Source organism: Bacillus mycoides, assembly GCF_018742245.1.
Taxonomy (GTDB): domain Bacteria; phylum Bacillota; class Bacilli; order Bacillales; family Bacillaceae_G; genus Bacillus_A; species Bacillus_A cereus_U.
The window spans coordinates 898,879-913,386 of the sequence record NZ_CP036132.1 but is presented as its reverse complement, the minus strand read 5'-3'; the positions used below and the strand labels follow the sequence as shown (position 1 = coordinate 913,386).

The following is a 14,508-nucleotide window of genomic DNA, read 5'->3' as shown; positions in this document are numbered from 1 at the left end:
TTCATTCAAATTAATAATATGATTAGATGTTTTTCTAAGTTCTTCTTCTCTAACTAAAATTAATCTATTTTCCAAACTCATTTCTCTATTCAATTACCAAGGCGTTCTGAACATAAATATCTTATATTCTTTAAGATGTGTATCTTTAGAGTATTAAATAAACAGAAAAACAGCCGACTCTTTGTATAAAAGTCGGCTGCTTTCTTATCATTCAAGCTCTCCCTTGCGAAGGAGTTCAACAACTACTTGTGAATGCCCTTTAACACTAGCTTTTGCATTACATTTGAGATGCGTAGTGTTTGCAAAAAAAGGAAGTATTTCATTTTACTTTCTACATGATTGTTAAATATAATTAAGTTATATTTAACAATCATATTAGGAGCTGAGTTCATGTCTGTAGAAAGAAAAAAAGCTTTTATTAGTTACAGTTGGGATAATCCACAACACGAACAATGGGTTTTTGAATTAAACAACTCATTAAGAAACAAAGGAGTCGTTTGTACTATCGATAAAATGATAACCCAACAAGCAACAACCAATCTAAATACAATGATGATTCAAAACATGAAAAATAATGACTATATTATTATAGTTTTAACAGAGAATTATGCTCAAAAAGCAGATTCTTTACAGGGTGGCGTCGGTTTTGAAACAACACTATCTCTGCCAATTCTACAAGAGAATCCAAAAAAATTAATCTTTATATTACGTCATAAAGAATCATTTTCAAATGCATTTCCATTCCATTTGAAAGGTTACTATGCAATTGATTTTTCAGACGATACACAATTTGAAGATAAATTTGAAGAGTTATTACATCGACTTTATCAAGTACCTCTTTATGAGGAGGCTCCCATTGGAGATATCCCAAATTTACAACCAAGAAAAACAATTCTAAAAGAATCTCAGCCATCAATTGATTTCTCTTATGTATCTCTTGCAAGCTTGAATACTGTTACAGATTTAGATAAAGAAATGTTTTTATTCCAGAATTATAAAGAAATCAACGATCAATTAGAACAACTTTTTCAACATATTAACACACAAGATCCAAGCATTAAATATACACAAGATGTTATAAACGACAAAAAACATATATATAAAATATATGTTAATGGAATGCTTAAAACAGGAGTAAAAATATGGTTAGGTTCCTCCTTTGGAGGTAGCTCAAACATTAATTTTTCTTTTGGACATCACCTTGAACCATTCAACGATAATACCATGAATGGAATGCTTTCTTGTGAAGTTAACAATAACAATGAGATGGCTCTTAAAGGATTAATAGGTCTTCATAATCAAAATCAACCGATGCAACCCGATAATATTATTAAACAAATTTGGGAAAACCATCTCATACATTATATAAAATAAAAGATTGGGGTTTCGTTTCCCCCAATCTTTTTCATATATCATGAAACTACAAATGTATATCTAATATTTACTGATCCATCCTGATGAATAGCAATCCCTTGCTAAACGAGAAATCGATTTAAAAACAACCATATCAATTTCTTTTACTTTCGCTTCTTACAGTAACAATTGAATAGCAGGACGATCTACAAATAAGGTACCACTAATTCCTTCATCTTTAAAAACACGTTGTTTATCTCGATCCGTTGATACACGAACATAAACTGCATAAGACTGCAAGAATTTCACCTACTTCGAATTTGGTTCACAAAATCCACTTACAAATCCCAATTTTTCGGTATTCATTTATACTTATGCTCGATTTCAAATGTATACGCTAACTGTAAGTATAAAAAAACGAGCCTTTTTAATGGCCCGTTTTTTCCAACTATGTTAAACCTTTTATTCATTAATATACAAATAATTTATAAAAATGAATTAACAAACCATAATTATGATACTATAAACACTTCTTCTTTAATTAGATTTAATGCTTTATAGAGTTCCTGAAATCTAGAAAGCGTTTCCTCAGATAACATTATATTTTCATTATTCATTACTCTTTGATTAAAATCTCTTGCCAATAGTACCTTGTTAAATTTACTTGCATTTCTTGAATTACTATATCTTTGATCTGCATCAGTGCATACATACGATTTAAAATCATCTTTTGAAAACAAATCTTCAATAGCTTCATCACGATTTTTTGAAACAAAAATAAAACTTCCTTCATTTAGCCCCAATTTTTCCAACTGTTTTATTGTCTTCTTTCCTTCATTGTCATAATCCACTACTGCTGTAAAATTAAGACCCCATCCAATCAAAAGACTCGCTACATTAGGAATAGTACTGGCTCCACGACATGGAATTATATTAAACTCCGCTATATCTGTAAACTTTTTTAAATATTTATTAACAGCTTGCAAATAATAATAATCGGATATTCCTTCTACTAGCAAATTAAAATTTTTAGAAAATGTTAGGCTTTTAGTTAAATCTAATCCAATTGAAGTAATAATAGGAGTTAAGGATTCTTGATCTTTCCCTTTATGAATCTTATTTTCAACAAAAGTACAACTGTCTTTGTTTTTAAGAACCAAACTTACTCGTTCCAAACGATTAGGATCTATAAAATATGGACTATGTGTTGTCATAACAATTTGATGATGGTTAGATAACTTTTCCAAAACTCTCAATACATCTTCTTGTGCCTTAGCATGCAAATACAAGCCAGGTTCATCAATTAGTATGATAGAATTTTTCCTACTCTCCGCATTTAATGTTAAGAAAAATGATAAGAACCATTGAAATCCTTGACTACGCTGTTTTGGAGAAAATGGTGTTAGCTCATTCTCATCATAAACAATAAAATGGATCTTCTCACCATCTAAATGCACTTCAATTTTCACCTTATCTTGGGTATAAAATTCTTGAAAATCTCCTGAAACCAAGGTTGAAATCTTATCTGTTATTTTACGTCTCTTCAAACCATGCTCTTCTTCAAATAAGTTTTTCGGATCGTGTGCTGTTAGTTTAAAAAAGCGATTCACAATCTTGCTTTCCTCTATTTCATCTTCTGTTACATGTTCTGGTAACATATCCTCAAAAGAGTTAAACAAAACAAACGTAGGTAAAATATCTTCCAAATAATCTAGAATTTCAATTTCATACTCCAAGGTTTCTTTAAATGCATTATAATATTTTTTGAGTAAGGAAACTTTTTCTTCATTATCTGGATTCTCAAGGATATATTCTTCTCCAACTTCATCCCATAATAGGGCTCTTATATATTCAATATATTCATCGTCCGTAGACTCCGTTAAGTTTATTACTTCATATTCTTCTTTCAATTCTTCTAACAGATCATCTATCTCTCCTCTATACATTTCTAATTTACTCGCTGTTCCATTCACTATGAGCTTTTCACAAAGTTCCCCACTGAAACCCGTAGTTTTTCCATCTCTAGTTACTTCAAGAATATAACTTTCTTTTTCCAATCTTTGTATCTCTTCTATATTACTCAATTCCTCTTTTGTAACTAAAAAAGCTATTTTAATTGCAGATTTCTCAGTATTATCTAAATGTTGACTTATATCTTCTTCTCGAAACTTGTTTTCTCCAAATGCTTTCAATGCTTTCAAAACGTTTGATTTTCCTGATTCATTTTTTCCAGCGAGTATACTTATATTTGAATTCAAAAAAAATTTACCTGAATCTTTAATTGATCTAAAATTTTTAATCTCAATCCATTTTATTCTCATCATAAAACCCTTTCACTGTTTCAAAATTTACTATTATATAATTATACCATTTATGTTATTTTTTCTCTCAAAATTGTAATCCATATAAAAGAAATTATCATAATTCCTTTTTTCCAACTTCTATTGTGAGTTCCCCAACAATGGGCTTTGGAAGGTTTTTAGCATATATTGTGTATTCCCAATTAAGCACTTTCCCACAAGCTTTCGGACCAAACGCCACCCTTAATTCTTCACCAAAAGCTTCCGTTTTCTGTTGGTGTTTGAGTGCACCGATTTCTGCTTCAACAATATAATAATGTTCTTCTTTTTCCACACTTGGATAATACATCGTATTTGCCATTTCTCCCCCTGAAAGAGATGTACGCAATGCTTGAATACCTGATAGTGGCTTCGTATGAATGCGATCCATCACAATAATCCCATCTTCTCTTGGAATTTTCATCCGAATAGATACATCCTCTAAATATTTATCGCCGTCATTTCGAAGGATTATATTAAATTTATTTGAAATCTCTTCACCCACATAATAACAGTCATCATCATTATAATTTTCTTTGACATTTTTTAAATTTCCTCTCAGTTCTTCTGTACTTCTTTTCTCATAAGGTAATGATCCAAAAGGAGGAACCCACATATGCTGGAGAACGAACATTGCATCCTCCCCCTCTCTTTCTCTCCTATTCAATTCTGCCTCAATTTTTTCTTTGGCTAAATCAGAAGGAAACTTTACCTCTTGATTTCCTTCTATAACTATTTTTGTCTCTAATCTTTTATTAAAACCAACTGAAATTTTCCCATTTAAATACTGATGTAATCGAAATAACAGCAATTCATCTAAATCTCGCCTCGTTAACCGATCTTGTTGGCTCCCTCTCCTAATGTAACAATCTCCTTTTTTTAACCCTTGAAAATCTTTTTTCATCATATAAGGCGGATTATTACACGGACCAACCTCAAATACACCAAGTAAGCATCCATCCAATTCAAATGGAAAATATGAAAATTCAATAGTTGGTTCAATATTTTCTCTAATTATTTGTTCATAAGTTGCTTGATCTACAAAACTTTCTCTAGAAATAGAATGAAATTCTTTTGTTCCGTCTGTTTTATCTTTGACACCGACAATTATATATTTTTCACCTTTAGTCGGTGCATTAGCCATTGACATAATATCTTTTATTAAATCTTTATTGTTTTCTTTTTGATATTGTTCTCTTTTAAAATCTAAACTTGTACCTTCTCGCTCATATTTTACTAACCACTCAATATTCCCCAAACTTCTTTCCCCTTTACACTAATTTCTCTACAAATATTATAAACCGTATATAGATTACACACAATCAATTATAACTATATATAGATTTCTCTGTTTTTTAACAAACTAAACTCTATGTTGTGATACATAGAGTTTCACTGTTGAAATATGATATTAGTTAAATTCCAAACGCTTCCTAAAAGATATCAACAAACAGATGTTACTTAACAAATGTAATATAATAACTTACCTAACAATCAGAGAATAACCCTAAAAATATAACCTCACTTGCTATCTGATCTGTATGCATTGTTTACCCTAAGGATAGCTATTAATCTTTGAAAAATAGTCAATTATTAATCCTTTTGCCGAATAATAAGTAAATCATTCAACCTTTTACCGAGAGGTTAAGAATCAGAATGTTTTTTATTCACCGACAAAAGGACAAACCTTATGTACCAAAGGGTCTCGTCCCACTTTCCCAAAAAAATACTCGGTAAAGGAGTAGGAATGATATACCGAAACGTTAAAAAGTAAATATTCTTTCTTTAAAACAAAAAGGATAAGCCCCTTATCTCTTCATTCGGTTGGAAATTAGTTATGCATGAAATATGGTTTGAATTAAGCGTTAAAATAGGAAAGACCTCCAAACTAATTGAAGGTCTTTTTTGTTACTATTAATTTAACACTACTTTCTTTTCAACTTCATTTTTCTTCGTATTATATACATCTTTATATGCTTCTTTTACACTGTTCATCGGCTTTTCATCTATAAAATACTCGATGGCCGCTTCACATAAAGCGTATGTACCTGCTGAAGCAATTGCCCCCGAAATAACGTTACCCGCACCAGGAATAAGTTTTAGTAATTGACGGGCTGCTTGTCTTAAAACAAACCCTGTAGCCATATTTAATCCTAAAGCGGCAAAGAATTCAATTACTCCCTTTTTATCAACTTTTCTCCCACTAATTAATGCAATAGAAGTAACCATTCCCATCTGCAAACTTGTTATTATGGGTAAATCAGCCAATGGTATTGGACTTGCTCCAATACCTCCTGTTATCCCCGCAATCGCCTTCCCTATTCGCTTTGCTACTTTTCTCTGAACAGCTTTAACTTTTGACAACCTTGCCAGAATCATTTGCGCCTCATTGGGTAACTGTTCAATAAGATAATCTAATAAAGTATCTACATTCCATCTTATATCATACACTATTTCATTATTTTCAAATTCCACATAACAACAAATAGGTATCACTTTAACTGGATTTGAAACGGTGTCACATAATTTTGTTGATAAAACCCCTATCGCTTCATCAATATTTTTTTGTTTTACTTCATGATTAAATGGGGGAGTACTCACAGACTTTGGACTTAATTCATCCACTTGAGTTACAACTCCTATGATTGGTACATCATATTCATGTTCTTGCTGAATCGCTCTCTTCAATTCTAGAAGTTGCATCATATCTTCATCGATTCTTGAACTCACTTCTTTAGCCTTACTTAAAAACAATATTACATCTGGACACTTTTCTTTTATTGAAGTTTGTACCTCTTCTATTGCAGATACCTTTGAAATTTCTTCTTCTGGTCGATCAGCTTCACCTAATCCTCTTGTATCAAGTATTTCCAGGTTACCTGAATTAGATTTATATGTATGCCACTTCCCGATACCTGTTCTCGCCTTTACATCACCAATTTCAGCTCTCAATTCACTAAAAACGGCGTTGATAAAACTTGATTTTCCCGCTCCTCTTCTCCCTACTATAGCAATTCTTGCAGGTCTCGCATCCAATGCAAATTCCTTCAATTGTTTAAGTTCTTCTTTTATTTTTCCTTTTATCATTTCGGGTAACTTCGAATTGGACAGCATCTCGTAAATAGATTTTAACAAATCATCAATTTGGTCAAATTTCACATTTTCATGATTACTCATTTATATACCCCTCCCTTTATATAACAATATCTAATTACTATCCTATAACAAAATCATTCCATTTTATAGGATATATTCTATATCCCCTTAGTTAGAGTAATAATATTTTTCCGAATCCCTTTCCACATTTCAATGAGAATTAGGTAATATGTAAATGAGTACTTTTTTTAATACAAATTATTATGTAAATACCTTTATATTACATATGTTCTAAAACACATATATTATTTACTTATTCATATACAAAACTTCTCTTAACAGCAATAATATAACTTTCATCTTAAAACATACAGCTGTCGTATACATTTTCCCGTTCCATATTCCAAGCTCTTCTATCCCTTTCATTACAAAAATCCCTATCAAACTTTGAAACTATATCCTAATATATATACCCAAAACCGAAAACTTACTTACACAAGCTTCTTTTGTTTTCAGGTAATGGACAAAAATCCAGCAATGCCATAGGATAAGCCTTCTTTTTCTTTACCTCTGCGGTATTGGGTTATGATAGGCATAATAAATATGCTGTACTTTTCAAGTCTTTCATTGTTAAGACTTGTCCGTTCTTCCATCTTGGTAATGTCCAAATAATTATTAAAATACTCAAAGACATAACTCACACGCCTTTGCGAATTTTCTATTCATTCATCTTTATCCAGTTCGTTTATTTGATCTTCTCGCTTTCTTTTTACAATATATTCTTATGATGTCAGCATGTTTCTTTCCCTCCAGCATTTGTCAATAAATTCATTTCTCTATTAATTGCACCAAAGTACAGTTAACCCTGTTCACCCCTGTTTTAGTTTATACTAGAGAAGTTTTCACTTTAAAACAAAGGAAAATAAAAGACACCCAAACTGAATTAGATGTCTTTACAAAATGATTTTACTTGCTCTTTTAATTTTACCCCTTTCCCATTTCCTATATATACTAACCATGAGCCACCTATTTTTGATTAAGTGAGATTGAACGGGAATTATAACTTGGTGCGCCAAATCGAGTTTGAGCATGAAAAATATATGCATAAGGAGAATTAATTAAATCACTTCTTACTTCCGATCGCGCTTTTATATATTGATATCCTACCATCAATCCCCCAGCCGCTAATATACTACTTGATTGAGACATATTATTGTTTGTTAACAAAGTATATGCTGCTGCCCACATAAGCGGATTTCTTACTTCTAATAACGATTTAAATCCCTCCAACATAAAATTAATCCGTTTTTCCTTTAAAAGCCTTTGTATTTTAAGTGTTTCCTGTTCCATTTCTTCTTGAAAAACTGTTACAAGCAATCTGAATTCATCTTCATCATCACATTTACTTAAATCCTGTACATTTTTTAATAACATCTGCCTAAAAGTCAATAACTCTTCTCTTCGCTCTCTTTTAAAAGCAATAATGTCTTCAAAAGGTGTTTGCCTTGAAGGGACAGGAAGACAATTTAATAGACTGATTTTCCCAGCAATTCTTCCTGCATGTCTATCTCTTGTAGCATAAATTAAATTTTCATGTACCATTTTATCTGTTGTAGGTATATAGTCATGGTATCTCCCCATATGCTTAGCTAGTATTCCCATATAACTATCAGCTACTTTTTTTGGAACCTTGTACCAATCACCATCTTCAACAAACATTTGATGCCTTTGTAATAAGTCTGTCATTGCATATGATAATTTAGACTGATGGATATCAAAATACTGATTTCCTTTTAACTTTGCAACAATATCTTGATACTCTTTAGAATTAAAGTGTTCTATAACTTCATTTTCAAATTCTTTATTCCAAAGATATGGCTCAGGACTTAACATACTAAATTCTCCAAGATCCTGTAGTAGTTCAAAATCGTACCCTATCATATTTTGTAACTCGTAAGGGACAATTGACGCTACTCCATCTGAATAAAGCAGAACTCTCTTTAGCCAATCATTATTTGGAAATGTCATCGTTGGATAATATAAATATCGAAAACTCATATTATATCACTCATTTCATGTTAATAATTCAATATATTATACATGATACAACCTTCTGAATTTCCAGTACATGTATTTTTTATACCTCACACCACATTGATGTTGTAATTATGTAAAACTCCTTTGTTACCGCGCATAATAACATACTCTTATTTTAACATTAGATTTAATAGGTTCTCCATAACTTCCAAATTGCACACACCTAATTAGCAACAACCTTCATATACTCCATATTTTACTTAATCACCCCCAACTGGATATACATGGTATAATAAATTGTATTCATTTGAGAGGAGAGGAGAAAATAAAATGCGAAATGCCTATATTATTAATACCAATCTTACCCATAATCAGGATTGTGAACAACAAATGCTTCAACTAGAAAAATGCGCAGCATACTATTCCCCTTGGAAACACTACATCAGCCTTATTCGCCCAAATGACTTAGTTTTTTTATATAGCAACGGAAAAGGAATTATCGCAAGGGGAATTGCTACAGGCATAGTAGAAACAGCAGATTATGAAAATAATATTGAAGAAGAACACTACATGGAATTAAGTTCATTTGTACAATTAGATACCCCTATGGAAGCTGCTGTTATTACACGAAATTTACAACAAATTGATCCGAAATTTTCAATCAAATTCAATCAAACTATGATTGCACTACCTGATTTATTTGCATCACATCTATGGCGTGTAATTACGAGAGAGCATATTTCTTCCTCTAGATTACCATCAGCTTCTTTATAAAATTGCATACTCTTATTTATCCGTTGTTGCAATCCTTAGGAATAGCCATAATTATTCCTAAGGATTTCCCCTTAATAACCCTAAATTCCTCTCTTATTAAATCTCCATTTCTTTGCAATCACTACACATCACATTTGAGATCCATACACGCATTATAAACAAAAAGAACACCACAATCTCAATACACTTTCATGCACAAAAATATATGAATCACCAAATAAAGTAACTTTTAATCCAAATTAAAAAGACTACCAAAAGGCAGTCTCTCAAAACTCAATACTACTCCCAACCCCACGCTCCACCGCTTTCTCATACAAATACTTCGCAACGATAATATCTACTACTGCCAAACCAACTGATTTGAAAATAGTAATCTCTTCATCGTTTTCGCGGCCGGCTTTTTCTCCGCTTATAATTTGACCGAGTTCGGCGTGGAGGTTGCTCGCTTCGAATAAGCCTTCTTTGATCGGAACTTGAAGGTCACCCGTTTCTTCTAGTGCCGCTTCTTTTGATTCGACTACTACTTTGTTTGCATTAGCGATAGCATGGGATGGTAGTTCTTGCATGCTCGGTCTGAATGAGCCGACGGCGTTTATGTGGACGCCTTTTTGCAATGTTTCTGTGAAGACTGGTGTGGATGCATTCGTTGTTGTGACGATGATGTCTGCTTCGCTTATTGCTTCATTTGCATTGGAATAGACGTATGCAGGTTTATTGAATTTCTCTTGTATATATTGTGCAAATGCATAGGCTTTTTCTTCCGTTCGGTTATATAGAATGATTTTTTCGATATCCCTAACGGCGAGTACAGCTTCTGCAATTCCTTTCGCTTGTTCCCCTGTACCGATAATGCATAAGTTTTTCGCGTTATGACGAGCTAAATGTTTTGTCGCTACACCTGATAAAGCGCCTGTTCGGATCATCGTTAAGTACGAACCTTCTAAAAGTGCGAGCGGTTCTCCCGTTTGAAAATCTGATAGCATAACGATCCCGTTTATCGTTTTCTTTCCAATCTTTTTATTATGAGGAGCTACTGTTACTACTTTTAAACCAAGAGCCCCAAGTCCTTCCGCTACTGAAGGCATAATTAATGCGGTATTTTGCTCGTTCGCAAATGGTAATGAGCCGCGTATTGGTGTGATCGTTCTTTCTGCGGAAAACTCTTTTAAAGCAAGCGACGCGTATTCAATGACTTCGTTCATATTTACTAAGTTTCTTTGTTCATTTGCGCTTATGACTAGCATATTTGTTCACCTCCTCCTTCTATCCTAACAAAAACCCCCGATTCAAATCATCCCTCGGATCTACAACAAACTGGTGGAATCCTGTAATAAATGCATTCCCCGTTACTTTCGGAACGACAGCTTCATATTTATCTACTTCTGTTACCGACAATACTTCTCCCTCAAATTTGCCGTCAGTAATGCATTCGTGGATGAAAATCTCTCCTTTTTGTAAGGCATCTTTTTCAAAAAGGGTTGCGATTCTTGCGGAAGTTCCTGTGCCACAAGGGGAACGGTCTACTTGCCCATCAGCAAAGATCGTGACATTTCGTAAAGTAGCGTCTTTTTCTTTCGGTTCATCTGAGAAAATAACGCCGTATATTCCTTTTAAATCTTCTTCAAGTGGGTGCTTTACTTCCATTTGACTTTCAATATAATGTTTAATTTTACCGCCCCACGTTTGAATAGCAGATAAGTCTTTGAAATCTACTTTCAAACCAAATTCTTTACAGTCTACAACAGCGTAGAATGCTCCGCCAAACGCGATATCTACTTGGAATTCATAGTCATCTATTTTGATAGGAACGTCTTTTTTATATACGAACGAAGGAACGTTTTCGAATGATACTGACTCAACTTCGCTTCCGTTATATTTTGCGTACGCAATAACTTCCCCAGCAGGGCTATCAATAATGAATTTTTGTTTTTCACCTGTTACTTCAAACATACCTGTTTCAATTCCAACTGTAATAACAGCGATAATGCCATGACCACACATCGTACTCCAGCCTTCATTATGCATAAATAATACGCCAAAATCAGCATGAGGACTTGCAGGCGGAGTAATGATACAACCGTACATCCCGTGATGTCCTCTCGGTTCATACATAAGAATCTCACGAAGATGATCCAAATGTTCCATGCAGTACGCGCGTCTTTCTAGTTGTGTTTCTCCCTTTATCACTGGCACTCCGCCCGTAATAATTCGAAGTGGTTCCCCAGCTACGTGAGCATCAATTGTTGTGTATATTTTACTAATCTTCATTTCTATCTCTCCTTCATATCTTTATACCATTTCCATTGCAAATATCATGCCAAAGTGTAGAGCGTTAATTTGTTTACATTCTTCAGAAAAAGGTGTATCCTTTTGGCAACAAATCTGTATACCACTGTCTACTTTTTTATAAAAACTTTGGGGGATACACTATGAAACAATTCGATAACTTTGCAGTTCCAACGTTGCATACACTCCTCTCTTACGTGGAAGAAGCGATTTCTATCGTAAATACGAAGGGCGTTATGTTGTACTGGAATGAGGCAGCAGAAAAAATGTATGACATAAGAAAAGAAGATATTATCGGCAAAAATGTGCAAGAGTTTTTTTCAAAGGAAGATATTATGAATTTGAAAGTTCTTGAGAGCGGGCAACCGGTTCGAGATATTTATCATCTTCCTCGGCCAGATAAGCATGTATTAATTAGTACGACTCCTATTTATGACGAAAGCAATGAATTAATTGGATCTATGTCTGTAGAAAGAGATATTACCGTAACGATTAAGTTAAATGAAAAATTATCCTCTACTTCTGAAGAATTACAGCAATTAAAGCAAATGATTCAGCATCAACAAGATGACCCCTTCAGCACGATTAAAGGAAGTAACGCAACACTTCAGCACATAATCCACAACATGAAAAAGGTAGCAAAAACAGATGCGACGATTTTAATTACAGGCGAAAGCGGCGTTGGGAAGGAACTCTTTGCCCAGGCCATTCATGAAGCAAGCCTGAGAAGTAAGCAATCTTTTATCCCGATTAATTGCGGCGCCATTCCTGCCGCCCTATTTGAAAGTGAGTTATTTGGTTATGAATCCGGAGCATATACTGGAGCCGCTAAGGGCGGAAAGGCAGGAAAGTTAGAATTAGCAAATGGCGGTACTTTATTTTTAGATGAAGTAGGCGAGCTCCCGCTTGATATGCAAGTAAAACTACTTCGCGCTTTACAAGAAAAAGAAATTTACCGGATTGGCGGACAAACGCCGAAAAAAATAAACGTAAGAATTGTCGCCGCAACGAATCGTATTTTAGAAGACATGGTGCTCAGCGGGACGTTTCGATCTGATTTGTTTTATAGATTAAATGTTTTTACGGCGCACATCCCGCCGCTGCGAGAGCGAACAGACGATATTTCCTTTTTAACTCATCATTTCTTAAAGGAATTTTCTTTTAAATATAACAAGCCCGCTCCATTCGTTCATCAAGAAGCAATGAACAGGCTACATACATATTTTTGGCCGGGTAATATTCGCGAACTACGCAATATAATAGAAAGATTAATTGTCCTTCATGACGGGAAAGAAATACGTGAAGCGAATATTTTACAACTATTACCTTCGCAAAAATCTGTCTATCATACAGAGCGCTCACTCACTGATGAGAAAAAGAACTTAGAGAAAACTAGAATTGTACAAACTCTCGAAGACACGTACGGAAATAAAAGCATCGCTGCGAAAAAGTTAGGCATGTCCCGGGCTAATTTATATAAGAAACTGAAGAAGTATGGGATTACTTATGAAGTAGAGCGATAATCAGCGGTGTGTGTGTATGTTCATAAGCCATTAAAAAGTCATTTATTCATTGTGGAATTCAAGCTACATATTCGTTCTTGGGAGGTGCTGTGGCACCTCCTTTTCTTTTGCAACAAACGGGCCAGATTGTTGAGGGTCTCTTCTAAAATAATTGGATATTAATATTAAAATAGATGGGGATTATGAAGTCATGTACTTAAACTATAGGACGGGATTATTTATTTCCTATATAATTATAGTAAACAAAAGATAGGTTATTTAAGGATGGCTGATATGTTGAAAACAAAAACTAAATATCAAACTTGGATACGAATTTACAAACTAATTATTTTTTTGGTTATTTCACTCATTCTTCTCTTGGTAACATTATTACCTGTTAATTTATATTTGCGAGTCCTGTCAGGTATTTTTGCGTTACCTTTTATTTATATAGCATTTATACTTTCTTATTCAGTTTACCAATTTGCAGCATTTGGTGGGAATTATCAGTCAAAAATACATGATTTAATTGTTGCCAAGGTGAATTGGGGTGGAAAAGAAAAAATACTAGATATAGGAACCGGTAGTGGCTCACTGATTATTAAACTGGCAAAGACTTTTCCTAAGTCCTTTCTAACTGGAATTGATTATTGGGGCGGAAATTGGGAATATTCCAAATCCCAATGCCAACAGAATGCTGAAATAGAAGGGGTCTCTGATAGAATTGATTTTCTGAAAGCAAGTGCTGCAGAACTCCCTTTTACTGATGATGAATTTGATATAATTGTAAGCTGTCTAACATTTCATGAAGTAAAAGATAGAGAAAATAAAACTGAAGTAATTAAAGAGGCATTAAGAGTGTTAAAACCTAGTGGTGAATTTGTTTTCTTAGATTTGTTTATGGATGAAAAAATATTTGGGGATGAAATAGAGCTCTTAAATGTCTTAAAGAAACATGGTGTATCTGAATTGAATAGCTACAAGCTTGCTGAAGAAATGGAGTTACCAAAACTCTTATTGAACAAAAAAGTATTAGGAAATGCAATGATTTTGAGTGGTAGGAAATAAGAATGCACTAATTCGCTTGCGAAAATAGCATGGACTTCTCTATTGCAAGGGCC

At 33.5% G+C, this 14,508-nt stretch carries 10 protein-coding genes and 2 pseudogenes; 4 read left to right on the top strand and 8 right to left on the bottom strand.

Going from position 1 to position 14,508, the window contains the following annotated elements:
* Positions 1-207: 207 nt before the first annotated feature.
* Positions 208-293 (bottom strand): annotated as a pseudogene (locus EXW56_RS28050) (hypothetical protein); the annotation flags it as partial.
* Between the two features lie 97 nt (positions 294-390).
* On the opposite strand from EXW56_RS28050, the gene EXW56_RS04615 reads away from it, so the two are divergent.
* The gene (locus EXW56_RS04615) at positions 391-1,374 is read left to right on the top strand and encodes a toll/interleukin-1 receptor domain-containing protein (protein ID WP_215597231.1); all 984 of its coding nucleotides are present in this window, start codon (positions 391-393) and stop codon (positions 1,372-1,374) included.
* Between the two features lie 81 nt (positions 1,375-1,455).
* Here the strand turns inward: EXW56_RS04615 and EXW56_RS04610 are convergent.
* The 5 genes and pseudogenes from EXW56_RS04610 to EXW56_RS04590 all read right to left on the bottom strand — a co-directional run.
* Positions 1,456-1,662: pseudogene (locus EXW56_RS04610) on the bottom strand (recombinase family protein); the annotation flags it as partial.
* Positions 1,663-1,865: 203 nt separating this feature from the next.
* Entirely contained in the window at positions 1,866-3,674 is a 1,809-nt protein-coding gene (locus EXW56_RS04605) for an ATP-dependent nuclease (protein ID WP_215597230.1), read from the bottom strand.
* A gap of 97 nt (positions 3,675-3,771) precedes the next feature.
* Positions 3,772-4,950, bottom strand: coding sequence for an ATP-binding protein (locus tag EXW56_RS04600; protein ID WP_215597229.1), 1,179 nt, complete (start codon positions 4,948-4,950; stop codon positions 3,772-3,774).
* 656 nt (positions 4,951-5,606) lie between these two features.
* The gene (locus EXW56_RS04595; RefSeq protein ID WP_215597228.1) at positions 5,607-6,869 is read right to left on the bottom strand and encodes a GTPase family protein; all 1,263 of its coding nucleotides are present in this window, start codon (positions 6,867-6,869) and stop codon (positions 5,607-5,609) included.
* Between the two features lie 945 nt (positions 6,870-7,814).
* Positions 7,815-8,846, bottom strand: coding sequence for a DUF6236 family protein (locus EXW56_RS04590; RefSeq protein WP_215597227.1), 1,032 nt, complete (start codon positions 8,844-8,846; stop codon positions 7,815-7,817).
* 309 nt (positions 8,847-9,155) lie between these two features.
* On the opposite strand from EXW56_RS04590, the gene EXW56_RS04585 reads away from it, so the two are divergent.
* Positions 9,156-9,599, top strand: coding sequence for a hypothetical protein (locus EXW56_RS04585; protein ID WP_215597226.1), 444 nt, complete (start codon positions 9,156-9,158; stop codon positions 9,597-9,599).
* Between the two features lie 266 nt (positions 9,600-9,865).
* Here the strand turns inward: EXW56_RS04585 and EXW56_RS04580 are convergent, their stop codons facing one another.
* Complete coding sequence (locus tag EXW56_RS04580) at positions 9,866-10,843, bottom strand: ornithine cyclodeaminase family protein (protein ID WP_215597225.1); 978 nt, start codon at positions 10,841-10,843, stop codon at positions 9,866-9,868.
* 19 nt (positions 10,844-10,862) lie between these two features.
* A complete protein-coding gene (locus EXW56_RS04575; RefSeq protein WP_215597224.1) occupies positions 10,863-11,867 on the bottom strand; it encodes a proline racemase family protein in 1,005 nt (334 codons plus the stop codon).
* A 161-nt stretch (positions 11,868-12,028) separates the two neighbouring features.
* On the opposite strand from EXW56_RS04575, the gene EXW56_RS04570 reads away from it, so the two are divergent.
* Together EXW56_RS04570 and EXW56_RS04565 are read left to right on the top strand one after the other, a co-directional pair.
* A complete protein-coding gene (locus EXW56_RS04570) occupies positions 12,029-13,408 on the top strand; it encodes a sigma-54 interaction domain-containing protein (protein WP_215597223.1) in 1,380 nt (459 codons plus the stop codon).
* A 273-nt stretch (positions 13,409-13,681) separates the two neighbouring features.
* Entirely contained in the window at positions 13,682-14,455 is a 774-nt protein-coding gene (locus EXW56_RS04565; protein ID WP_215597222.1) for a class I SAM-dependent methyltransferase, read from the top strand.
* Positions 14,456-14,508 lie beyond the last annotated feature (53 nt).

Excerpts from the sequence above, each read along its gene's own strand:
- EXW56_RS04615 (WP_215597231.1), top strand. The coding sequence starts at position 391 with ATGTCTGTAGAAAGAAAAAAAGCTTTTATTAGTTACAGTTGGGATAAT.
- EXW56_RS04605 (WP_215597230.1), bottom strand. The coding sequence starts at position 3,674 with ATGAGAATAAAATGGATTGAGATTAAAAATTTTAGATCAATTAAAGAT.
- EXW56_RS04595 (WP_215597228.1), bottom strand. The coding sequence starts at position 6,869 with ATGAGTAATCATGAAAATGTGAAATTTGACCAAATTGATGATTTGTTA.
- EXW56_RS04590 (WP_215597227.1), bottom strand. The coding sequence starts at position 8,846 with ATGAGTTTTCGATATTTATATTATCCAACGATGACATTTCCAAATAAT.
- EXW56_RS04585 (WP_215597226.1), top strand. The coding sequence starts at position 9,156 with ATGCGAAATGCCTATATTATTAATACCAATCTTACCCATAATCAGGAT.
- EXW56_RS04580 (WP_215597225.1), bottom strand. The coding sequence starts at position 10,843 with ATGCTAGTCATAAGCGCAAATGAACAAAGAAACTTAGTAAATATGAAC.
- EXW56_RS04575 (WP_215597224.1), bottom strand. The coding sequence starts at position 11,867 with ATGAAGATTAGTAAAATATACACAACAATTGATGCTCACGTAGCTGGG.
- EXW56_RS04570 (WP_215597223.1), top strand. The coding sequence starts at position 12,029 with ATGAAACAATTCGATAACTTTGCAGTTCCAACGTTGCATACACTCCTC.
- EXW56_RS04565 (WP_215597222.1), top strand. The coding sequence starts at position 13,682 with ATGTTGAAAACAAAAACTAAATATCAAACTTGGATACGAATTTACAAA.